This window comes from Streptomyces roseirectus, assembly GCF_014489635.1.
GTDB lineage: Bacteria > Actinomycetota > Actinomycetes > Streptomycetales > Streptomycetaceae > Streptomyces > Streptomyces roseirectus.
This window is the reverse complement of the sequence record NZ_CP060828.1, coordinates 2393624-2414826: the sequence shown is the minus strand read 5'-3', so window position 1 is coordinate 2414826 and position 21203 is coordinate 2393624. Positions and strand designations below refer to the sequence as shown.

Annotated in this window: 17 protein-coding genes; 8 read left to right on the top strand and 9 right to left on the bottom strand. The window is 71.8% G+C overall.

From position 1 onward, the window contains the following. Positions 1-70: 70 nt before the first annotated feature. On the bottom strand, positions 71-1570 hold the full coding sequence (locus IAG44_RS09835; RefSeq protein WP_187746754.1) for a peptide MFS transporter: 1500 nt from the start codon (positions 1568-1570) through the stop codon (positions 71-73). Between the two features lie 161 nt (positions 1571-1731). Here IAG44_RS09835 and IAG44_RS09830 point away from each other — a divergent pair, with 161 nt between their 5' ends. Then, a complete protein-coding gene (locus tag IAG44_RS09830) occupies positions 1732-2046 on the top strand; it encodes an antibiotic biosynthesis monooxygenase family protein (RefSeq protein ID WP_187746753.1) in 315 nt (104 codons plus the stop codon). 47 nt (positions 2047-2093) lie between these two features. On the opposite strand, the gene IAG44_RS09825 is transcribed toward IAG44_RS09830, so the two are convergent. Then, positions 2094-3830 carry an asparagine synthetase B family protein gene (locus IAG44_RS09825; RefSeq protein ID WP_187746752.1) on the bottom strand — a complete coding sequence of 579 codons (1737 nt, stop codon included), beginning with the start codon at positions 3828-3830 and terminating at the stop codon, positions 2094-2096. A gap of 24 nt (positions 3831-3854) precedes the next feature. Further along, positions 3855-4634: an SDR family oxidoreductase gene (locus IAG44_RS09820; protein ID WP_187746751.1), complete on the bottom strand. Its 780-nt coding sequence runs from the start codon at positions 4632-4634 to the stop codon at positions 3855-3857. Positions 4635-4767: 133 nt separating this feature from the next. Here IAG44_RS09820 and IAG44_RS09815 point away from each other — a divergent pair, with 133 nt between their 5' ends. Then, positions 4768-5958 (top strand): cytochrome P450, encoded by a 1191-nt coding sequence (locus tag IAG44_RS09815; RefSeq protein ID WP_187746750.1) that lies wholly within the window; start codon positions 4768-4770, stop codon positions 5956-5958. Positions 5959-6018: 60 nt separating this feature from the next. Here IAG44_RS09815 and IAG44_RS09810 read toward each other — a convergent pair whose 3' ends face one another. Both IAG44_RS09810 and IAG44_RS09805 read right to left on the bottom strand, forming a co-directional pair. Further along, the gene (locus IAG44_RS09810) at positions 6019-8187 is read right to left on the bottom strand and encodes an MMPL family transporter (protein WP_187746749.1); all 2169 of its coding nucleotides are present in this window, start codon (positions 8185-8187) and stop codon (positions 6019-6021) included. Positions 8188-8271: 84 nt separating this feature from the next. Continuing rightward, complete coding sequence (locus tag IAG44_RS09805) at positions 8272-8955, bottom strand: SDR family NAD(P)-dependent oxidoreductase (protein ID WP_187746748.1); 684 nt, start codon at positions 8953-8955, stop codon at positions 8272-8274. Positions 8956-9201: 246 nt separating this feature from the next. Here IAG44_RS09805 and IAG44_RS09800 point away from each other — a divergent pair, with 246 nt between their 5' ends. Beyond that, positions 9202-10785 carry a multicopper oxidase family protein gene (locus tag IAG44_RS09800; RefSeq protein ID WP_187746747.1) on the top strand — a complete coding sequence of 528 codons (1584 nt, stop codon included), beginning with the start codon at positions 9202-9204 and terminating at the stop codon, positions 10783-10785. 201 nt (positions 10786-10986) lie between these two features. After that, complete coding sequence (locus IAG44_RS09795) at positions 10987-12180, top strand: FAD-dependent monooxygenase (RefSeq protein ID WP_187746746.1); 1194 nt, start codon at positions 10987-10989, stop codon at positions 12178-12180. A 69-nt stretch (positions 12181-12249) separates the two neighbouring features. Here the strand turns inward: IAG44_RS09795 and IAG44_RS09790 are convergent, their stop codons facing one another. Then, positions 12250-12786 carry a VOC family protein gene (locus IAG44_RS09790; protein WP_187746745.1) on the bottom strand — a complete coding sequence of 179 codons (537 nt, stop codon included), beginning with the start codon at positions 12784-12786 and terminating at the stop codon, positions 12250-12252. A gap of 1124 nt (positions 12787-13910) precedes the next feature. Between IAG44_RS09790 and IAG44_RS09785 the strand changes: the two genes are divergently transcribed. Genes IAG44_RS09785 through IAG44_RS09775 form a run of 3 tightly spaced genes read left to right on the top strand, consistent with a single transcriptional unit; the run spans position 13911 to position 17186 of the window. After that, on the top strand, positions 13911-15314 hold the full coding sequence (locus tag IAG44_RS09785; RefSeq protein WP_187746744.1) for an NAD(P)/FAD-dependent oxidoreductase: 1404 nt from the start codon (positions 13911-13913) through the stop codon (positions 15312-15314). Then, the gene (locus IAG44_RS09780) at positions 15311-16309 is read left to right on the top strand and encodes a methyltransferase (RefSeq protein ID WP_187746743.1); all 999 of its coding nucleotides are present in this window, start codon (positions 15311-15313) and stop codon (positions 16307-16309) included. The genes IAG44_RS09785 and IAG44_RS09780 overlap by 4 nt, the downstream gene beginning before the upstream one ends. Positions 16310-16325: 16 nt before the next feature. Continuing rightward, the gene (locus IAG44_RS09775) at positions 16326-17186 is read left to right on the top strand and encodes an LLM class flavin-dependent oxidoreductase (protein ID WP_187746742.1); all 861 of its coding nucleotides are present in this window, start codon (positions 16326-16328) and stop codon (positions 17184-17186) included. A 408-nt stretch (positions 17187-17594) separates the two neighbouring features. Here IAG44_RS09775 and IAG44_RS09770 read toward each other — a convergent pair whose 3' ends face one another. Together IAG44_RS09770 and IAG44_RS09765 are read right to left on the bottom strand one after the other, a co-directional pair. Beyond that, positions 17595-18860, bottom strand: coding sequence for a cation:proton antiporter domain-containing protein (locus tag IAG44_RS09770; RefSeq protein ID WP_187746741.1), 1266 nt, complete (start codon positions 18858-18860; stop codon positions 17595-17597). A gap of 177 nt (positions 18861-19037) precedes the next feature. Next, positions 19038-19553 carry a hypothetical protein gene (locus tag IAG44_RS09765; protein WP_187746740.1) on the bottom strand — a complete coding sequence of 172 codons (516 nt, stop codon included), beginning with the start codon at positions 19551-19553 and terminating at the stop codon, positions 19038-19040. A 119-nt stretch (positions 19554-19672) separates the two neighbouring features. Here IAG44_RS09765 and IAG44_RS09760 point away from each other — a divergent pair, with 119 nt between their 5' ends. Beyond that, a complete protein-coding gene (locus tag IAG44_RS09760) occupies positions 19673-20149 on the top strand; it encodes a MarR family winged helix-turn-helix transcriptional regulator (RefSeq protein WP_187746739.1) in 477 nt (158 codons plus the stop codon). A gap of 22 nt (positions 20150-20171) precedes the next feature. Here IAG44_RS09760 and IAG44_RS09755 read toward each other — a convergent pair whose 3' ends face one another. Next, on the bottom strand, positions 20172-21200 hold the full coding sequence (locus IAG44_RS09755) for a methyltransferase (protein WP_187746738.1): 1029 nt from the start codon (positions 21198-21200) through the stop codon (positions 20172-20174). Positions 21201-21203: the final 3 nt, after the last annotated feature.

Below are 21203 nucleotides of genomic sequence, written 5' to 3'. Positions count from 1 at the left end.
GAATGTAGGTCGATTGACGACATCTGGTCAAAGGTCCGTGTGCGGAGGAGAGTTGGAGTGTGAGCCCCGGTCAGACGCCCAAGCGGTGGCCCAAAGGGCGGCGAGACAGGATGAGGGTGGTGCCGGTGGTGAGGGTGATGAGGGCGAGGGTGAGGAAGTAGGCGGGGGAGGGGGAGGAGGAGCCGGAGGCTTTGAGGGCGTTGCCGCCGAGGCCGCCGCCGAGGGCTCCGGCGAGCCAGAAGAGGCCGACCATCTGGCTGACGAAGGTGGCGGGGGCGATGGCGGTGGTGGCGCTCATGCCGACGGGGGCGAAGGCGACCTCGCCGGCCGCTAGGAGGAGGAAGGCCGCGACCAGCCACCAGGGGGAGACCAGGCCGGTGTCGGAGGCGGACGCCTGCCAGGCCGCCGCGGACATGACCATGAAGGCCAGCGCCGTGCTGATCATGCCGATGCCGAACTTGACGGCCGTGTTGACGCGGTCGCCGGCCCGGCGCCAGAGGGCGGCGAAGAGCGGGGCCGTGGCCAGGACGAAGAGGGGGGTCGCGGACTGGAACCAGCTCGTGGGGACGGTGAAACCGAGGACCGCGCGGTCGGTGGACTCCTTCGCGAACAGGGAGAACACCGAGCCGCCCTGGAGGAACATCGCCCAGAAGAGCGCGGAGGCCAGGAAGAGCCAGATGTACGTCCTCACCCGGACGCGCTCGGCGTCCGTCAGGACCGGATCGCGCAGCAGACGCCAGAAGAAGACGGCCGGGACGACGACCGTCAGCACGCCGATCAGCCCCATGACGTGGACGATCTCGAAGGTGCCCAGCGCCGCGTCCGTGCCGTAGACCAGCGCGAGGACGACGGCCGCCGCACCGCTCCGGCGCAGGACGCGGGCACGCTGGGCCGGGGTCGCCGCGCGGTCGGGGGCGCTGCCCGTGCCGCCGAAGTGACGCATGCCGCGCGTGTACTGCACGAGGCCCAGCGCCATGCCGACGGCGGCCAGGCCGAAGCCGAGGTGCCAGTCGACCGTCTCACCCACCGCGCCGACGATCACCGGCGCGGCCAGCGCGCTGACCTGCACGCTCATGTAGAAGATCGCGAACCCGGCGTCGCGGCCGGCCCGGTCCCGCGGGGCGTAGAACGCGCTCAGCAGGTTGGCCATGTTCGGCTTCAGGAGCCCGGTGCCGGCCGCGATCAGCAGCAGACCGGGGTAGAAGAGGAACCGGCCGGGCACGGCCATCGACACGTGCCCCATACCGATCAGGACACCGCCGTACAGGACCGCCCGCGACGAGCCGAACAGGCGGTCGCCCAGCCAGCCGCCCGGCACCGAGCACAGGAACACCGACGCCATGTAGAGGCCGAACAGCAGCGTCGCGTCGTCGTTCGACAGGCCGAGGCCGCCGTCCGCGGTGTCCTCCGTCGCGTACAGGACGAGGATCGCCGTCATGCCGTAGAAGCTGAACCGCTCCCATATGTCGGTCCCGAACAGGGTGGTGAACCAGCGGGGCCAGCCGAGGGGGCCGCGTCTGCCGGTGCCTTCGGCCGGCTGGAGGGCGGGGGGCTTGGCCGGGGCGGTCATGGCTCCTCCAAAGGGGACGGTTCGGGGGAGCCGAGGGTGCCGAACGCTTGTCCAAAGGCTCTGGAGGACGGCTCGAAGGGCGGGGCTTCGAGCGGACGTCGAGGAGGCGTGCCGAGACTGGGCTCCCTTTGCCGACCCGGGCCGTCTCGGAGGTAGTTCAGATGCCGGATTCGCTTCCCTTCCGTGTGATGCTGCGCATGGAGACCGTCCCCGGGCGGGGCGCCGAGTTCGAGAAGGTGTGGGAGGAGGTGGGGCGGGGAATCGCCGCGCAGGCCGGCAACCTCGGGCAGGCGCTGGCGCGGGCCGTCGACGAGGAGGACGTCTACTACGTCGTCACCGACTGGGTCGACGCGGCGAGTTTCCACCGGTTCGAGCACAGCGAGGAGCATGTGGAGAACCGGCGCCGGCTCCAGCCGTACCGGCGGGGCGGGGAGATGCGGCTGAGTCAGACGGTGTGCGTGCTGAGCGCGGGGTAGGGGAGCGCGGAGGGGCGCGTGCCGCAAGGTACGCGCCCCTTGGGGGGTCACCCCGGCAGCGTCAACCCGTACCTCTCCAACCACCCGTTCACCTTCAACGCCAGCTCCAGCTCCGTCCGGCTCAACCGAGGCGCGTGCAGCGCCGCCGGATCCAGCAGCGGACGGACCGGCGCGTCCGCCGGCAGCGCGGCCAGGCGCGTGCGGAGCGTGGCGTCGTAGCCGTCGTCGTGGGTCATCGGGTAGCCGGACTTGCGGCGCTGGAGGACCGACGCCGGCAGGAGGTCGGCGACCGCCGCGCGCAGGGTGCTCTTCTCCCAGCCGTCCGACGTCTTCGTCGACCAGGGGATGTTCAGGGCGTACTGGACGAGGCGGTGGTCGCAGAAGGGGAGGCGGACGTCGAGGCCGGCGGCGGCGCCGAAGCGGTGCGCGCGGTCGAGCTGTTCGGGCAGGAAACGGGTCGTGAAGAGGTAGACCACCTCGCGCATCCGGCGCTCCAGCGGATCCTCGCCGGGCAGCCCGGGGATCTCCGCGAGCGCGGTCGCGTAGTGGTCGGCGCGGAACGTCCGCACCTCCAGCTCCTTCATCGCCGGCGCGAACAGGGTGCCGACCAGTTCGTCCGTCGTCGGCGTCCACGGGAAGTCGGGCGCCTGCGCCCAGCGCGGATGGTGGAACCAGGGGAAGCCGCCGAAGAGTTCGTCCGCGCCCTCGCCGCTGAGCAGCGTGTCGACCCGGCCGCCCACCGCCGCGTACAGCCGCGCCATGGACGGCTCGGTGTCCGCGAACAGGCGCGGCTGGTCCAGTTCCGTGACCAGGTGCGTCCACAGCTCGGGGCGGGTGAGGTCGCCGGTGGTGAGGACGACGTCCGTGTGGTCGGAGCCGAGGTGCGCGGCCATGTCGCGGACGAAGGGGCTGTCCGGCTGGGGGCGCACGATGTGCGGGCGGAAGTTCTCCTCGTACCCCTGGTAGTCGACGGCGAACGTCGGCACCGGCCCCTCCGCCCCCGCCGCGAGCAGCGCGGCCAGCGCGCTGGAGTCCAGCCCCCCGGACATGAGACTGCCGACCCGGGTGCCCGCCCGTCCGGTGTGCTCCGCGACGGCGCCGGCGAGCAGTTCGCGGACGCGGACGGCGGTGGTGGCCACGTCGTCGGAGTGCTCGGCGGCCTCCGGGCGCCAGTAGCGGTGGACGGTGTGGCCGGCGGCGGTGAAGCGGACGAGGTGGCCCGGCGGGACCTCGTACACGTCCCCGAACACGGTCCGGCCGGGGACGTTGATGCCGGCGAGGACGGTGCGCAGGGCGTCCGCGTCGAGGCGGGGGCGCAGCTCCGGGTGGGCGAAGAGGGCGTCGGGGCGGGAGGCGAAGACCACGCCGGTCGGGGTGCGCGCCCAGTACAGCGGGCGGGTGCCCAACCGGTCGCGGACCAGGGTGAGTTCGGCCGCGCGCGGCTCCCACACCGCGAACGCGTACGAGCCGCGCGGGCGGTCGGCGCCGGCCGGGCCCGTGGCGAGCCACGACAGCAGGACCGCCTGCGCGTCGGTGCCGGCGCGGGGGAGTTCGGCGCGGTTGTCGCACTGGCCGGCGAAGGCGACGGCGGCGACGGTGCCGAGGCTGTCGCCCTCCACGGCGGGATCGACGCCGGACCGCACGCCGAGGACGGCGCCCGGACCTCCCCACAGCCGTCCGCCGCCCGCGTCCCCGGCGCGCAGGGCGCGGGTCATCGCGACGACGGCCTCCCGCCCCTCGGGGAGCGTCCGCTCGAAATCGACCCAGCCTGCGAGTTCTGACACGGGATCTCCCTAGGTCTCGAAAGTTCAGGTCGCCCGCAGCGCCGGATGCAGTCGGCCCCGCAGCAGTGCCGTCGCCAGGCGTCCGCACGCCTTGGGGCCGGTGAGGCGTTCCGCGCGGGTGCCGTTCCTGGTCGCCGACAGGACGCGGGTGGCGAGCCAGGGGGCGACGACGTCCAGCGGGTCCGACAGGACCTCGTAGTACACCTGCTGGCGGCGGCCCCGCAGGTCGGAGCGGAGGTCGTTGCCGGCGACGAGTTCCGTGACGACGAGGCCGGGGGAGAGCAGGCCGATCCGCACCGGCGTGCCCTTCGCCTCCAGGGTCAGCGTGTCGTGCAGGTACGCCAGGGCCCGCTTCGTCGACCCGTACGGCGCCATGCCGCGCGAGACACGGCCGTTGCTGCCGAAGCCGACCATGTTCCACACGAACCCGCCGCCCTGATCGAGCATCCGCTCGACGGCGACGGCGCAGCCGTTGATCGCGCCGACCAGGTTGACGTCGACTAGGCGGCGGACGTCGTCCTCCGGGATGTCGTGCAGGAGGCGCGGGGCCAGTGCGATGCCGGCGTTGTTGATCCAGTGGTCGACGCGGCCGAAGCGCTCGGTGGCGGTGTCCCACAGGCGGCGGACGTCGGCGCGGGAGGTGACGTCGGCGGGGACGCCGAGGGCGCCGCTCTGCTCGGCGGCGGCCGTCACGGACGTCTCGTCGCGGCCGCAGATCACGACGTGGCAGCCGCGGGAGGCGAACGCGTGCGCGAGGCCCAGTCCGATGCCCCGGCTGCCGCCGGTGATCACGATGACAGTCATACGGGCATCGTCGGCAACAGCGCCCGACGGGTGGTGGAGGGCTGCTCGAACGCGACGGTTCTTGAGCCGATGTGAAGCGGGGCGTGGTCCACTGCTCGACCGGAACCCCCACGACGGAGGAGAACAGGCCGTGATGCCTGGACAACCACTGGACTTCCCCTTCGCCTTCCCCTCGGGCATCGCCCAGCCCCGTGAACTCGCGCTGCTGCGCAAGGAGGCGCCGGTCGCGCGGGTGGTGCTGGCCACCGGCGACGAGGCGTGGCTGGTCACGCGGTACGACGATGTCCAACTCGTGCTGAACGACGAGCGGTTCAGCCGCGCCGCCGCCGAGGCGCCGGGTGCGCCGCGGATGGGCGCGTCCAATCCCGGGCCCGATGTGCTGCTCGGGATGGACGGGCCCGATCACGCGCGGCTGCGCAGACTCGCGGTGAAGCACTTCACGAACCGGCGGGTGGAACGGCTGCGGCCCTGGACGCAGGCGCTCGCGGACTCGCTGCTCGACACGCTCGTGGCGGCGGGGCCGCCGGGCGACCTCGTGCCGGGGCTCGCCTTGCCCGTGCCGCTCATGCTGGTGCTGGAGCTGCTGGGGGTGCCCGCGCAGGACAGTCCGCAGCTGTGCGCCTGGACCGACACCGCGTTCAGCATGACGAGGCATTCGCAGGACGAGATCAAGGCCGCGCGCGGGTCTCTGGAGGAGTACGTCTCCGGGATGATCGCGCTGCGCCGGGCCCGGCCCTCGGACGATCTGCTGGGGGCGCTGGTCGCCGAGCGGGAGGGCGGGAAACTCACCGAGAGAGAGCTCGTCGGGTTCGCGTTCCTGCTGGTCACCGCCGGGTATCTGAGCACCGTCAACGCCATCTCCAGCGGTGTCCTCACGCTGCTCCTCAACCCCGGCCAACTCGATCTCCTGCGGGAGCGGCCCGAGTTGATCCCGGACGCCGTCGAGGAACTGCTGCGCTACAACCCCTCCGCGATCAGCGGGGCGCTGCCCCGGGTCGCGCTCTCGGACGTCACCCTCGGCGGCGTCACCATCCACGCGGGCGAAGCGGTCGTCCCCGCGATCGGCTCCGCCAACCACGACCCCGCCGTCTTCCCCACCCCCGCCCAGCTCGACATCTCCCGCACCCCCAACCCCCACCTCGCCTTCGGCTACGGCATCCACCGCTGCCTCGGCGCCCAGATGGCCCGCATGGAACTCCAGGTCACCCTCGCGACCCTCCTGCGCAGGATCCCCACCCTCCGCCTGGCGATCCCCGAACACCGCATCCGCTGGAAGGACCATCCGGTGTCCCGGGGGCTGCTGTCGCTGCCGGTGGAGTGGTGACGGCGCTGTGAGAGGGGCCGTGCCCGGGGGCTGTCAGGGGCCGCCGGGCACGGCTCCTGGTCAGGGGGATTCCACGCGGACCTCGGGGAGGGCGCGGGCTAGGGGGGCGGGGAGCCACCAGGCTCGGGGGCCCAGGAGGCGCATGGTGGCGGGGAGGATGAGGGAGCGGATGATGACGGCGTCGATGAGGATGGCGACGGCGAGGCCGAAGCCGAACTGGCGGAGCATGCGGTCGGGGCTGAGCATGAAGCCGCCGAAGACGACGATCATGACGGCGCCGGCGGCGGTGACGACGGCGCCGGTGTGGGCCAGGCCCTCGCGGACGGCGCGGCCGGCGTCCTGGGTGCGCAGCCATTCCTCGCGCATGCGGGAGACGAGGAAGATCTCGTAGTCCATGGAGAGCCCGAAGACGATGGCGAAGATCATCGTGGGGATGAACGCCTCGATGGGGCCGGCCTCGGCGCCGAACCAGCCGTGCTGGAAGACGAGGGAGACGGCGCCGAGGGCCGCGCCGACGCTGAGGAGGTTGAGGACGGCGGCCTTGAGGGGGATGAGGACCGAGCGGAAGACCATCATCAGGAGGAGGACGGAGAGGCCGATCACGATCGCCACGAAGAGGGGGAGTTTTCCGCCGATCGTGTCGGAGAAGTCGATGACCGAGCCCGTGGCCCCGCCGACCAGGTACTTCGCCTGGGTCTGCCGGGAGACCCCCGGCAGCACGTCGTCCCGGAGATGGTGGACCAGTTCCGTCGTCGCCGTGTCCTGCGGCGCCGTCCTCGGGACGGCGAGCAGCATCGCGGCCTTGCCGTCCTCGGTCGGGATCGGCCCGTTGACCAGCGCGATCCCCGGCGTGTCCCGGAGGGTGCCCGCGGCGGCCCCGGCCGCCTTCACCGCGTCGTCGCCCTCGGTCACGATCACCAGCGGCCCGTTGACGCCGGGCCCGAACCCCTTCGCGAGGAGGTCGTAGGCGACGCGGCTGGTCGTGCCGTCGGGGTCGTTCCCGGCGTCCGCGAGCCCGAGCCGCAGGTCCGCCGCCGGCACGGCGAGCGCGCCGAGCGCGACGACGGGCAGGAGCAGCGCGGCCCAGGGGCGCCGCTGGACGGCCTCGCTCCAGGCCCGCCACCGGGCCCCCTCCTCGGGCTTGCCCTGGGCGGCCCGCTTGTGGGCCCGCGCGCTGAACTGCCGCGCGAACCGCTTCCCGAAGATCGCGAGCAGCGAGGGCAGCAGGGTCAGTGAGGCCAGCATCGTCAGCAGGACGGTCAGCGCCACCGCGAGCGCCATCCCGCGCAGCGAACCGAGCCCGAGGGCGACGAGTCCGAGGAGCGCGATGATGACGGTGCACCCGGCGAACAGCACGGTCCGCCCGGCCCCCTCCAGCGCCCGCCGCTCGGCCTCCTCGGGCGCGACGTCCTTGACGAGTTCGGCCCGGTACCGCGCGAAGATCAGCAGCGCGTAGTCGATCCCGACCCCGAGCCCGACCAGCGACATCACGTACGGCGAGTAGCTGGCGATGGTGAACGTGTGGGAGGCGAGCACGATGATCCCGAGCGTCGCCCCGACCGCGAACACGGCGGTGATGACCGGCAGGCTCGCGGCGATCACCGTCCCGAACATGAACAGCAGGATCAGCAGCGCCGCGAAGATCCCGGCGCCCTCGGCCCCGCTGCCCTGGTTCGCGCCGAGCTTGCGCGCGGCCTCCCCGCCCAGCTCGACCTGGAGCCCGTCCTTCTGGATCTCCCGCGCGGTGTCGAGGATCTTCTCGCTCTGGGCGACCGGCACGTTCTCGGCGGGCCGGTCCAGTTCGACGGTCGCGTAGGCGACGGTCCCGTCCGCCGAGAGCGCGGACCGGTCGTCGTAGGGGCTGCGCACCCCGACGACGCCGGGGAGCCCGGAGACCTCCTTCAGCATTCCGGCGACCACGCTCCGGGTGGCCTCACCGCTCAGCCCGTCCTTGTCGTGCAGGACGATGTCGACGGTGTTCCAGGCGTTCCCGGCGCCGTGTTCCTTCAGGATCTCCAGGGCCCGCTGGGTCTCGGTGCCGGGCAGCGAGTAGTCGTCCCGGTAGCGGTCGCCCGCCTGCGAGGCGCCGGCCCAGACGCCGACGAGCACGACGAGCCACAGGATCAGCGCGGTCCATCGGTGCCGGTTGGCGAACCCCGCGATCCGGGAGAAAAAACCGGCCTGACCTGGCCGGACGGCGGAGGCGGCCTCGGGTGGACGAGTAGACATGGTGGTGGTGATTCCCCTTGTGGAAGAAATGAGGGGAGCCATGGACGCACACGCCGCTAGTGTCCGCGTACAGTCACGCTAGATTCACCACGGCATCGTGCCGTCCCCCCGCAGGAACGCCCCTGACGGGCCGTCACCGGGCAGCGTCGCGGCGTCCGCGATCCGCCGCGCGGCGTCCTCGGGCGTCTGCGGCGCGTCCGGCCGCATCCGGGTCCTGACCAGCCCCGGGTTCACGGAGTTCACCAGCACCCCGGTCCCCTCGGTCTCCTTGGCCAGCATCACCGTCAGCGCGTTCAGCGCCGTCTTGGACGCCGAGTACGCCGGGCACTGCGCGGCCGGACCGTACGCGAAGGAGGCGGCACCGCTGGAGACGTTGACGACTCTTCCCCACCCGCGCGCGACCATGCCCGGCAGCAGCGCCTGCGCCATCCGCCAGGCGCCCAGGAGGTTGACGTCCAGCGTCTCCCGTACCCGGTCCAGGGCGATCGTGGACGGCGCCTCGCCCCAGTCGAGCTGCACGCCCGCGTTGTTGACGAGCACGTCGACGGCGCCGGCGTCGGCGAGAGCGCGGTCCACGGACGCCTGGTCGGTGACGTCGAGGGTGAGCGGCACGGCCCGCTCGCCCAGCTTCCCGGCGGCCTCGGCGGCGGCGCCGGCGTCACGGGCCGCGAGCAGCACCCGGTGACCCCGGGCGTACAGATCGGCGGCCACCGCGAGGCCGAGACCCCGGTTCGCTCCGGTCACGAGAGCGGTGCGGAAAGGGGGCATATCGACTCCTGATCCGGGCGTGGGCACGGGCTGCCGCCCAGCATGCGGTCGTCTGCTGGAAAATCTCTCGAACCTCAAGACACGTGTCTGACGTGCGGGTTCACCGGTTCGCGGGGTACTCGATCGAGCAGGAATCGAGCAAGACCCCGGCGGCGCTCCGGTGGGCGCGCCCATAATTCCCCAATGACTGGTAAAAAAAGCTCCACGACCGACCCTCACAGGGGAAGTGAGGAGAGCGGTACGGCCATGGAGCCCGGCGGTGGGGCGCCCGCGAAGCGGCCCAGGACCATCCGCCGCAGGATCCTGCTGTTCACCGGGGGCCTGCTCGGCATCGGCGTGCTCGGCGCGGGCGCCTACGCCGCCAACTTCGCCGTCGCCTACCGGGGCCGCAAGCTCAGCAACGTCGGCGACCTCTCCTTCGAGAACAAGGTGCGCGTCCCCCCGCTCCTGGAGGGCAAGGACGACGGCTCGGGACGCCGGGTCTTCGAACTCACCGCCCAGACCGGCGAGAGCGAACTGCTGCCCGGCAAGAAGACCCCGACCTGGGGCGTCAACGGCGCCTTCCTCGGCCCCACGCTCCGGGTGCGCCGGGGCCAGAAGATCTCCGTCTCCCTCACCAACAAGCTCCCCGAGTCGACGACCCTCCACTGGCACGGCATGCACCTGCCCGCCGAGATGGACGGCGGCCCGCACCAGATGGTCCGCCCCGGCGAGACCTGGAACCCCCAGTGGGAGATCGCCCAGCCCGCCTCGACCCTCTGGTACCACCCCCACCCCCACCAGAACACCGCCGACCACGTCTCACGCGGCGTGGCCGGCCTGTTCATCGTCGAGGACGACGAGGCGGACCGGGCCGGACTCCCGCGCGACTACGGCGTGGACGACATCCCGCTGATCCTCCAGGACCGCGCCTTCGACGACGACGGCTCCATCGACCTGCGCGGCGCGTCCTTCCTCCAGAGCCTCGCCGGGGTCGGCAGCCCCGGCGTCCTCGGCGACAAGATCCTCGTCAACGGCACCTACAACCCCCACGTCGAGGTGTCCACCTCGCTCGTCCGGTTCCGGCTGCTGAACGGGTCCAACGCCCGCTCCTACAACCTGGCGTTCACCGACAGCCGCGAGTTCCACCTCGTCGCCCAGGAGAACGGGCTGCTCGAACAGCCGCTGCCGCTGCGCCGGTTGCAGCTGTCGCCGGGGGAACGCGCCGAGATCGTCGTCGCGTTCAAGCCCGGGGAGAAGGTCGTCCTGCGCAGCTATCCGCCGGAGCTCGGGCTGTCGTTCCCGACGAAGCGGTTCGGGGGCGGGGAGGACACCTTCGACATGATCGAGGTGCGGGCCAAGAGCCGGCTCGCCGCGTCGGCGCCGCTGCCCGGACGGCTGCGCGGGGCGCAGGCCGCCATCGCGGTGCCGGCGGACGCGCGGGTGCGGACGTTCGACTTCAACAGCACCGTGATCAACGGCAAGGGCATGGACATGAGCCGGATCGACGAGGTCTGCCCGGCCGGGAAGACCGAGATCTGGGAGGTGAGCGGGGACGCGGAGGTCGTCCACAACTTCCACGTCCACGGGCTCACGTTCAACGTCATCGACTACGACGGGAAGAAGCCGGACGCCTGGCTGCGGGGGCCCAAGGACACGGTGCGGGTGCCGCCGGGCGGGACCATGCGGCTCGCGGTCACGCTGCCGCCGTACACCGACCCGAAGACGCCGTACATGTTCCACTGCCACATCCTGCGCCACGAGGACGTGGGGATGATGGGGCAGTTCACGGTCGTGAAGCCGGGCACGGAAGGCAGTGCCCCGCGCAGCATCGAAGCGTCGCACCACTGACCGGCCGGGGCGTCGGACGCCGCATCCAGGGAGACCTGGGTGCGGCGTTTTTCATCCAGTGAAGTCTTCACTTGACATTCAAGATTCTCGACCCTCAAGATAAAGGAGTGCCTTGAACGTCAAGAAGATCGACCTTCAAGGGGAACGCCAGAGGCGTGTCACCGACGCGAATGTTGCCCAGGTTCCAGGAGGAACACTGCGATGAACACCAGGAGTGCGGCCCTCATCGGCTGCGGTATCGCCGGACCGGTTCTGGCCCTTTTCCTGCGGAAGGCCGGCATCGAGGCCGTCATCTACGAAGGCAGCGCCGAACCCCGTGACGACGCGGGCGCCTTCCTCAACCTCGCGCCCAACGGCCTCGCCGTCCTCGACACCCTCGGCATCCGGGAGGACGTCGAGCAGTACGGCGCCCTGACCACCAGCACCGCCTTCCTCAACCACCACGGCAAGAAGCTCGGCGAGAACCCCGCCGAGACCCTGCTCCTCAAGCGCGGCCTGCTCAACAAGGGGCTGCGCGAGGCGGCCGTGCGGCACGGCATCCGGGTCGAGTACGGCAAGTTCTTCGAGACGGTCGTGGAGACGCCGGACGGCGTGCTGATCCGGTTCGCCGACGGGTCCACCGCCGAGGCGGACATCCTCATCGGCTGCGACGGCATCCACTCCAAGACCCGCTACACCGTCATGCCCGACGCCCCCCACCCCGAGTACACCGGGGTGATCGGCACCGCCGGCTACACCCGCTCGCGGGACGCGGCGCCGGCGGACGGCGTGATGCGGATGTCCTTCTGCTACAAGGGCTTCTTCGGTTACCAGACCATCCCCGGCGGGGAGGTCTACTGGTTCGAGAACTACCACGAGCCCGTCGAGCCGGCCCGGGGCGAGACCGAGCGCACGCCGCACGACGTGTGGAAGTCCCGGCTCCTGGAGCGGCACAAGCGTGACCACCACCCGGTGTCGGCGATCATCGACTCCACGCCGGAGGGGATCATCGGCTACCCCATCTACGACATGCTGACGCTGCCGGTGTGGCACCGGGGCAAGGTCTGTCTCGTCGGCGACGCGGCGCACGCGACCTCGCCGCACGTCGGGCAGGGGGCGTCGATGGCCATGGAGGACGCGATCGTGCTGGCCAAGTGCCTGCGGGATCTGCCGACGCCGCAGCGGGCGTTCGCCGCGTTCCAGGCGATCCGGCAGGACCGGGTCGAGAAGATCATCAAGGAAGGGCGGAGGACGGGGAACCAGAAGGCCGCGCCCAACGGGCTCGCGCGGGCCGTGCGGGACCTGGTGCTGCCGTTCTTCCTCAAGCTCGGCGTCAAGGCGACCATCCCCGTGTACTCCTACCGGGTCTCCTGGGAGGAGAAGGTGGCCGAGAACGCCGTGGCCGCCGCCCGCTGATCCGGGCGGCGGCCCACGGGAACCGGCAGGGGCCGTGCCCTGCCGGTTCCCGGTGTTTTTCTTACGCCGTCAGTGGTCGGAGTGCGTGGAGATCTGCACGAGGTTGCCCTCGGGGTCGGCCACGTACGCCTGGCGCTCGCCCCAGGGCTGGTCCTTGGGAGCCATCAGCACCTTCGCGCCCGCGTTCTTCGCCGTGGCGAAGGCGGCGTCCACGTCCGCGACGAGCACGGCCACGTCCGACTGCTTCTGCGTGGACTTGCCGATGTGCTTCAGCGGGGTGTTCTGCTTGATCGTGTCGAACGACGTGAAAGTGATGTAGTAGGCGCTCCCCTTGGAGACCGTTCCGAACGCCGCGGTCCCCGCCGCCGGGAACCGGAAGTCCACCTGGAAACCCAGGGCCTTGTTGTAGAAGTCCAGCATCTTGTCGACGTCGCTGGTGTAGAGGTTCGGCTGACCGAAACGGGCCGGCGCGGCTGCGGCCACCGGCGCGGTCTGCCCCGCCTCCGGCTCCGCCATCGCGTTCCCCACACCGTTCAGCCCCACCAGCAGCAGCGCGGCGACCCCCGTGCTCGCGGCCCATCTTCGCGCGTTCGACGACGTCCTCATCGGTCACTCCTCGTACTCGTGATGTGCAGAGCACGATTGAGCCAGACCCTGGCCGATTCCCGCTCGGGCGAGCCTCGCACACCACTCGAACGAGGGGGTGGGGGAACGGGGGGTCGAATGGGCGGGGCCGCGGGGGTGGTGCGCGGGCGGGGATGGGGAGCGGACGGGGGGACGGGGGCGCGAAGTCGTGGGGCGGGAGGGGGTGTTGAGGAGCGGGGGCGGCGCGCGTGGGGAGGGGCGGGGGTTCTGGCGAGCGGGCCGGCCGGGAAGGCGCCGGGGGGTTGAGACGTGGGGCTACTGGGGCTGAGCCTTGCGGCGGGCCGGGCGGGCCGGGCGGGCAGGTGTGGAGTGGTGGGGGCGAGTGCTTCGAGGGTCCGGGTGTTGAGCACGCCGGGTGTCGAACCTGGCGGGCCGGGGGGCGAAGCCGTGGGGCTGGAGGGCGCGTTGAGGAGAGGCGACTCGCGGTGGGGCGTGGGGAGGTGTTGGGTGCGCCAAGTCGCGGGATGGGAGGGGGTGTTGAGGAGCGGAGGGCGGCGTGTGTGGGGGAGGGGTGGGGGTTTTGGCGAGTGGGGCGGCCGGGAAGTCGCCGGAGGTGTCGGGGGGTTGAGGCGTGGGGCCGCTGGGGGTTGAGTCTTGTGGCGGGGGCCGAGTGTGCCGGGCCGGATGGGCCGGTGTGGAGTGGTTGAGGGGCCGGGGGGTGGTGAGTGCTTTGTGGGCCGGGGTGTTGAGTACGCGGGGCGTCGAACCCGGTGGGCCGGGGGCTTGGTGGCGTGGGTGTCGGTCGTCGTGGCGGCGTGGGCCGTGATGGTGGTCTGCACCCGTGTGACTGGCGCTGTGTGGAATAGGTGTGCGAGTTGCCCATCTCCGAGGGCACGCCCCCCGTGCGGCTGGCGCTGTGGACCCCGGGCCCCTCGAATCCGCCCGCTCCGCATGCCGCGCCTGGCCCTGCCCCCTGTGCGGCTGGTGCTGTGCGGAATAGGTGTGCGCGTCGACTTCTCCAAGGGCTCGGCCCCGCGCGGAGCGTTGAGTGGGGTTCAACTCCCTTTCCAGAGAGGCCCCTCACGGTGGCGGACGGTAATTCGGCCCGCTAGCGCGTCCTGGGGGACGTAGGGATGGGAGAACTCATGCGCGAGTCCACGCAGATCCTGGTCATCGGGGGAGGGCCCGCCGGGTCGACGGCGGCTGGGCTGTTGGCGAAGGAGGGGTTCGAGGTCACGTTGGTGGAGCGGGAGAAGTTCCCGCGCTATCACATCGGGGAGTCGATCCTGCCGTCGTGCCGGCCGATCCTGGAGCACCTGGGGGTCTGGGACAAGGTCAACCGGCACGGGTTCCAGCCGAAGGGGGGCGCGTACTTCTTCTGGGGGCCCGAGGAGTGGGAAGTGAACTTCAACGGGCTCGGCGCCGACGGCACCAACGCCTGGCAGGTCGTCCGCTCGGAGTTCGACGAGATACTGCTGCGCCACGCGGCCGAGCTGGGCGTGACCGTCGTCGAGGAGACCACCGTCAAGGAGGTGCACTTCGAGGACGGGCGGCCCGTCGCCGCGAGCTGGGCCGGTACCAAGGACCCCTCGCGCAGCGGACGGATCTCGTTCGACTACGTCATCGACGCCTCCGGCCGCACCGGCCTGATCGCCGCCCGGCAGCAGAAGAACCGCACGTACCACGAGGTGTTCCAGAACGTCGCCGCGTGGACGTACTGGAAGGGCGTCAAGCGCCTGGACCGGGGCCCGGACGGCGCGATCGCCGTGTGCTCCGCGCCCGACGGCTGGTTCTGGGTGATCCCGCTGCACGACGGGACGACGAGCGTCGGCCTGGTCACCGGCCGGGACATCTTCAACGAGAAGAAGCGCCTCCAGGGCGGCATCCAGGAGGTGTACGACAAGGTCATCACCGAGTGCCCGCAGGTCGCCGGAATGCTGGAGGGCGCCGAACAGGTCGCCGGCATGAAGGTCGAGCAGGACTACTCGTACACCGCCGACGCGTTCTGCGGCCCCGGCTACCTCCTCAGCGGCGACGCCGCCTGCTTCCTGGACCCCCTGCTCTCCACCGGCGTCCACCTCGCCACCTACAGCGGCATGTTGAGCGCCGCGGCCCTCGGCAGCGTCCTACGCGGCGAGGTAGAGGAGGACGAGGCGTGGGACTTCTACCAGACCGTCTACCGGCACGCCTACGAACGTCTCCTGGTCCTCGTCTCCGTGTTCTACGAGAGCTACCGGGGCAAGGAGCACCACTTCTACAACGCCCAGCGCCTCACCCAGAGCCAGCGCGACAGCCTGAACCTCCAGGAGGCGTTCAACCGCATCGTCACCGGCATCGCCGACATGGACGACGCGCAGGACGTCTACGCCAGCGTCCACGCCCACCTCAACGGCGCCGAGAGCGGCGACCCCAACCCGCTCGCCAACCTCAACAAGGTGCACGAGCAGAAGCAGGCCCCGATGAATCCGGCCAACGCGGTCGGCGGCCTCTACCTCACCTTCGGCCCGAAACTGGGCCTGCGCCGCGCCGAAGGGACCCAGGGCCGATGACCCCCGACGACCTCACCAAGATCAGCGGACTCGCCCACAGCTTCACCGTCTCCAAGCTCCTCCTGAGCGCCGTGGAACTCGGCGTCTTCACCGCCCTCGCGCAGACCGTCGAGGGCAGCGCCGAGACGGAGGAGCTGCGCGCGGCGACCGGCCTGCACGCCCGCGCCGCCACCGACTTCTTCGACGCCCTGGTCGCCCTCGGCCTCCTGGAGAAGACGGAGGGCCGCTACCGCAACAGCCCGCTCGCGCAAGGCTATTTGGTGCGCGGCGAGAACTTCCGGGGCGGTTTCCTGGACGGCGCGAACTACGTCCTCTACCCCGCCTGGGGCCGCCTCACCGAGGCCCTGCGCACCGGAAAACCGCAGGCCGAGGGCGACTTCGAGGCGATGCTCGACGACCCCCGCGCCCGCCAGACGTTCCTCGCGATGCAGGACGCCCTCAGCGCACCCCTCGTCCCGCAGCTCCTCGACGCCCTCGACCTCACCGGGTACGCCACCCTCACCGACGTCGGCGGCGCGCGCGGCAACCTCGCCGGGCTCGTCCTCCAGGCCCGGCCGCACCTCACCGCCCGCGTCTTCGACCGTCCGCAGAACGCCGAGCCGTGCGCCGAGCACGCCAAGGCGCTCGGTGTCGAGGGGCGCCTGGAGTTCACCGGCGGCGACTTCTTCGCCGACCCGCTGCCGCCCGCCGACGTCGTCGTCATCGGCCACGTCCTCGCGGACTTCTCCGTCGACGAGCGCAAGACGCTGGTGGGGAAGGCGTACGAGGCCGTCGCGCCCGGCGGCGCGCTGCTGGTGTACGACCCGATGCCGGGCGACGAACCGCACCTGCCCGCGCTGGTGTCCAGCCTGCACATGCTGGTGATGACCCCGGCCGGCGCCGGCTACCACCCCGGTGACTGCGAGCAGTGGATGCGGGTGGCCGGGTTCACCGACGTCACCCGGCATCCGCTGCTGCTGGGCAACACGCTCCTCGTCGCCCGTAAACCCGCCTAGGCGAAGGGAGGCCGCCATGGAGACCGGAGTGGGCCTGCCCACCACCGTCCCGGACGTCACCGGCGCCCGGCTCACCGGCTGGGCCCGCGAGGCCGAGAACCTGGGTTTCGCGAGCCTCGGCGTGCTCGACCGGCTCGTGTACGACAACTACGAGTCGCTGACCTCGCTCGCCGCCGCCGCCGCGGTGACCGAGCGCATCCGTCTCACGTCCAGCATCCTCATCGCCGCCTACCGGCCGGGCACGGCGGTGCTCGCCAAGCAGGCGGCCACCGTCCACGCCCTCTCCGGCGGCCGGCTCACCCTGGGCGTCGCCGCCGGCGGCCGGGACGACGACTTCCGGGCCACCGGGGCGTCCTACGGCGACCGGGGCCGCCGCCTGGACGGCATCATCGCCGAGCTGAAGGAGACCTGGGCGGGCCGCGGCCCCGTCCCCGGCATCGGCCCCGCCTTCGCCGAGGACGGCCGTCCCGAGCTGATCGTGGGCGGGCACACCCCGGCCGCGATGGCCCGCGCCGCCCGCCACGCCGACGGCTGGATCGCCGGCGGCAGCTCTGCCACCGGCTACGCCGACCTCGCGCAGCGGGCCCGCGAGGCATGGCGCACGGCGGGCCGCCCCGACAAACCCCGCCTGGTCGCCCTCGTGTACGCCTGCCTCGGCCCCGGCGCACGAGACATCGCCGAGAGCTACCTGCGGTCCTACTACGCCTTCATCGGCCCCAAGGCGGAAATGGCCGCCAAAGCGGTCGTCATCGGCGCCGAAGCCCTCCGCGACACCGTCACCGCCTACGAGGAGGCCGGCTGCGACGAACTGCTGATCTTCCCGTGCACAGCGGACCCCGGCCAGCTGGAACTGCTGGCGAAGGCGTCGCTGGGCTGAGCACGGCGCCGGGGGCTGAGCCGGCGCACACAGAAAACCGGGCGGGGTGGCTGCGACAGCCACCCCGCCCGGGTGTGTCAGGGGGCGTGGTGCGGTGTTCTGCCGGTGGCGTGGTGGTGTGGAGGAGTGGAGCCCGTGACGCGGAGGGCCGACCGGCCGAGGCGGTGGCCGCCGCACCGCGCCGGGTTGGCCGGCACCCGCGCACGGCCCGCGGGTGGTGTCCCGCCGGGTGGCGGGCGGCGCGGGCCGTCGGCCTGACGCCCGGAGTCGGGGTGGCGTCCGGAAGCGGGGTGGCGCCCGCCCGGCCGGACGCGGAATGTGCCGCTCACCGGTACTCCGGAGCGACGCGCCGCCCACCACCCCGCCGGACACCACCCGGCCTCTGGCGGAGCCGAACGGTCCGCGCGGTCACCCCACCCGGCGGGGCGTCGCCCCCTCGCGGGCAGCCAGGTCGGCCCGTATTCGTTCCTCGGGGTAGACGAACGGCAGGACGATGCCGGCCATGGCGGTGGTCACCAGGGCCATGATGACCATGAGGGAGTAGAGGGGCTGGTCGAGGACGCCGAGTTGGAGGCCGACGGTCAGGACGATCAGTTCGGTGAGGCCGCGGGTGTTGATGAGGAGGGCGAGGACGACGGAGTGGCGTGGCTGGACACCGTTGGCGCGGGCGCCGAGGAAGGCGCCTATGAACTTGCCGCCGATCGCGACCAGGAGGATCAGGGCCAGTTCGCCGAAGGCGGTCGCGTCCATGCGGGAGAGGTCGACCTTGAGGCCGGCGACCATGAAGAACACGGGGAGCAGGAGGAGGGAGGAGGTGCGTTCGACCCAGGGAAGGGCCCGGCTGCGTAGCCGCGCAGCGCCTTCGCGGGGCAGCACGATGCCGAACAGGAACGCGCCGAAGATCAGGTGGAGGCCCATCCACTCGGTGGCCTGAGCCGACAGGTACAGCCCGCCCGCGACGCCGAGCAGTACTCCGGCGTCGGTCAGCCGGCCCGCCCTGCGGCCAGGGGCCCGCGCGGCCAGCTTCGCCAGCAGCGGCCGTACGCCCCACAGCAGCAGCGCGGCGTAGGGAAGGACGAGCGCGACGTGCCAGGGGGCGCCCGCCGCGCCGGCGAGGGCCGCGACGGCGGCCAGCATCGACCAGGCGAGGACGTCGTCGACGGCCGCCGCCGCGAGGGCGAGGCCGCCGACGGGCGTGCTGATGAGGTTCTTGTCGGTGAGGATGCGGGCCAGCACGGGGAACGCGGTCACCGACATGGCCGTCCCGAGGAACAGGACGAACGCGAGCTTGTCGTCGGTGGGGTGGCCGTCCGCGAGGTGGAGGGCGAGGAGCGCGCCGAGGGAGAACGGCAGGACGATCGCGCTCAGCGAGACGCCGGCCGCGATGCGGCCCTGGCCCCGCAGCAGACCCCGGTCGAACTCCAGGCCGACCAGGAACATGAAGACGCACACGCCGAGGTTCGCGAGGTTCGTCAGGGACGGGCGGACGTCGGCGGGGAAGAGGGCGGAGGTGATCTCGCCGTCGAACAGCGTGGGTCCCAGCAGGATCCCGCCGATGATCTCGCCTATCACGGGCGGCTGTTGAAGCCGTCCGGCGAGGGCGCCGAGCAGGCGCGCGACGGTGACGATCACGGTCAGGGCGAGCAGCAGCCGGCCCAGGGTGCTCAGATCCACCTGGGGCCCCCTGCCGCGCGGAAGGGGGCCGGTTCTTCGAGGCTCATCGCACAGCTCTCCTTGCTTCTCGGGGCCCGCCCGCCGGGGTTCCGGACGGGCAGGGCGAGAAGGTAAGGGGGGCCGCTCAAGCCTCTGTCGAAGGTGTCGGGCGAAGGTGTCAGGCGTCTTCCGGGGGCGTCAGACGTCGTCGCTCTTGGGGCGCGGGCCCGGCAGCGAGGGGTCCGGCAGGGCGGGGTGGTCGCCGTCGCGGTGGGCGCGGCGGGTCTCCTCGACGAACTCGCGCGTGAACATCGAGGAGAGGTTGGCCATGCCGCCCCGGGCGACGCGGACCTCGCTGTGCTGGAGCCGGCCGGTGAGCCGGATCCGCCGGCCGCCGGTGTGCGGCGCGTGCCGCTGGGCGTCCTTGACCTTGGAGTTGTCGGGCAGCTCCAGCTCCTTCTCGTCGACGGTGGCGCCGTCCGGGACGAGGAGCTTGACGGTGGTGCGCTCGGCCCGCAGGTGGACGGTGATCTCGCCGTCCGGGATCCGGTGGGAGCGCAGGTCGAGGTGGAGTGAGGAGCGGCGGGCGTGGACCTCGATCCGGCGGGCCGTCGTCCAGTGGCCCAGCCTTTTCTCGGAGGTGTAGTACACCTCCACGAGGACGGTCTCCTCGGTGTTGTTACTGTCCTTGTTCATGTCGTGCGGGGTGTTCATCGCAGCGTTCCTCCTGGAACCCGGGCAACATTCCCGATCTTGTACGGCTTGCTTTTCCTTGCCGGTCAACTATCTTGACTGTCAAGGCGTACTTCTATCTTGAAGGTCGAGATACTTGAATGTCAAGTGAAGCTGTGACCGGCCTGGGCAAGGAAGCGCTGTGCTGGGAACTCGCGGGCGAGGTGCGGGCCCTCCAGGGCGCGGTCGAGGCGGTCGACGCGGCGGCCGCCGCCCGGCTCGGCATCAACCAGACCGACCTGCGCTGCCTCGACGTCCTGCTGCAACGCGAGAGCGCCGCACCCGGTGAACTGGGTGCGGCGCTCGGACTCACCACCGGCAGCGTCACGGCCATGCTGGACCGGCTCGACAAACTCGGCTACCTCACCCGCGAACCGGACCCCGGCGACCGCCGCAGGTCCGTCGTGCGGGCCAGCGAGCGCACCCGCAAGGCCGCCGAGGAGATCTACCGGCCGCTCGCCGAGGAGGCCAACGCCGGGCTCCAGCACTACTCGGTGGACGAGCTGAGGCTGCTCGTCGAGTTCGTCCGCAGCAGCCGCGAGGTCCAGGAGAAACACGTCGCCCGGATCCGCGGCTGAGGCGGTCGTCACACGGCCGCGCTCACTCCTTCCTGGCGACGACCAGCGTCACGTCGTGGCCCAGTGAGGTGTGGTCGACGGACGCGAAGCCCGCCGCCCGCATCCACCCCGCGCACTGCTCCAGGTCGTACCCGGTGCCGTGCGGGGTCATCAGCTGGAGGTTCAGGCTGCGGACCAGGTTGCGCAGATAGCTGTCCGCGCCGTCCACGATGACCGGGTCCCACACCAGGAACGCCCCGCCCGGCCGCACCGCCGCGAAGGCGTTGCGCACCAGTCGCTCGCGCTGCTCGTCGTTCCAGTCGATGAGGGAGTGGCCGATCATCAGGACGTCCGCCTCGGGCAGCGGCCCCGCGAAGAAGTCGCCCCCGTGGAAGCCGACCTTCCCCGTCATCCCGATCGCCGCCATGTGCGCGGTGAAGTCCGCCTCCATCTGCGGCAGGTCCAGGACCCGGGCGTCCAGGTGCGGATGCGCCCGCACCAGCCCCGCCAGTACGTTGCCCCGGCAGCCGCCCAGTTCGAGCACCGAACGGTACGACGGCCAGTCGAAACGGGACGTCAGCGCCGGGATCAGCGGACGGCTCGCGTCCTCCGCCATCCCGACGAGGCCCCCCTTCTTCTCCTCGCTGTCGTACAGCTCCCCGAACATGTCCTCGCCGGAGAACGTCGCGGCCTGCGGCGCCCCCGTGCGCAGCGACTCCGCGAGCCGCCCCCACGCCGGGTACATCACCTGGTCCGCGGCCCGCAGGAAACCGCCGAGGAACCCCTCGCCGCCCGGCACCAGACAGTCCCGGGCCGTCGGGGCGTTGCGGTAGCGGCCAGCGGAGTCCCGCTCCAGGAAGCCCAGTTCGGCCAGGGCCGCCAGGAAGTGCCCGGTGCCCCGGGCGTGCAGCCCCAGTCGGCCGCGCAGCTCCTCGGCGGTGCCCGGCTCCTTCGCCAGCGCCTCGAACAGGCCCAGATCGAGCCCCGTCAGCACCAGCTTCGCGTACTGGAACGCCATCGCCTGCCCGAGGACGGCCGCCGGACGCCCGGCGGCGTTTGAGGTGTCCGTCATCGC

Excerpts from the sequence above, each read along its gene's own strand:
- IAG44_RS09835 (WP_187746754.1), bottom strand. The coding sequence starts at position 1,570 with ATGACCGCCCCGGCCAAGCCCCCCGCCCTCCAGCCGGCCGAAGGCACC.
- IAG44_RS09830 (WP_187746753.1), top strand. The coding sequence starts at position 1,732 with ATGCCGGATTCGCTTCCCTTCCGTGTGATGCTGCGCATGGAGACCGTC.
- IAG44_RS09820 (WP_187746751.1), bottom strand. The coding sequence starts at position 4,634 with ATGACTGTCATCGTGATCACCGGCGGCAGCCGGGGCATCGGACTGGGC.
- IAG44_RS09815 (WP_187746750.1), top strand. The coding sequence starts at position 4,768 with ATGCCTGGACAACCACTGGACTTCCCCTTCGCCTTCCCCTCGGGCATC.
- IAG44_RS09810 (WP_187746749.1), bottom strand. The coding sequence starts at position 8,187 with ATGTCTACTCGTCCACCCGAGGCCGCCTCCGCCGTCCGGCCAGGTCAG.
- IAG44_RS09805 (WP_187746748.1), bottom strand. The coding sequence starts at position 8,955 with ATGCCCCCTTTCCGCACCGCTCTCGTGACCGGAGCGAACCGGGGTCTC.
- IAG44_RS09800 (WP_187746747.1), top strand. The coding sequence starts at position 9,202 with ATGGAGCCCGGCGGTGGGGCGCCCGCGAAGCGGCCCAGGACCATCCGC.
- IAG44_RS09795 (WP_187746746.1), top strand. The coding sequence starts at position 10,987 with ATGAACACCAGGAGTGCGGCCCTCATCGGCTGCGGTATCGCCGGACCG.
- IAG44_RS09790 (WP_187746745.1), bottom strand. The coding sequence starts at position 12,786 with ATGAGGACGTCGTCGAACGCGCGAAGATGGGCCGCGAGCACGGGGGTC.
- IAG44_RS09785 (WP_187746744.1), top strand. The coding sequence starts at position 13,911 with ATGCGCGAGTCCACGCAGATCCTGGTCATCGGGGGAGGGCCCGCCGGG.
- IAG44_RS09780 (WP_187746743.1), top strand. The coding sequence starts at position 15,311 with ATGACCCCCGACGACCTCACCAAGATCAGCGGACTCGCCCACAGCTTC.
- IAG44_RS09775 (WP_187746742.1), top strand. The coding sequence starts at position 16,326 with ATGGAGACCGGAGTGGGCCTGCCCACCACCGTCCCGGACGTCACCGGC.
- IAG44_RS09765 (WP_187746740.1), bottom strand. The coding sequence starts at position 19,553 with ATGAACACCCCGCACGACATGAACAAGGACAGTAACAACACCGAGGAG.
- IAG44_RS09760 (WP_187746739.1), top strand. The coding sequence starts at position 19,673 with ATGTCAAGTGAAGCTGTGACCGGCCTGGGCAAGGAAGCGCTGTGCTGG.
- IAG44_RS09755 (WP_187746738.1), bottom strand. The coding sequence starts at position 21,200 with ATGACGGACACCTCAAACGCCGCCGGGCGTCCGGCGGCCGTCCTCGGG.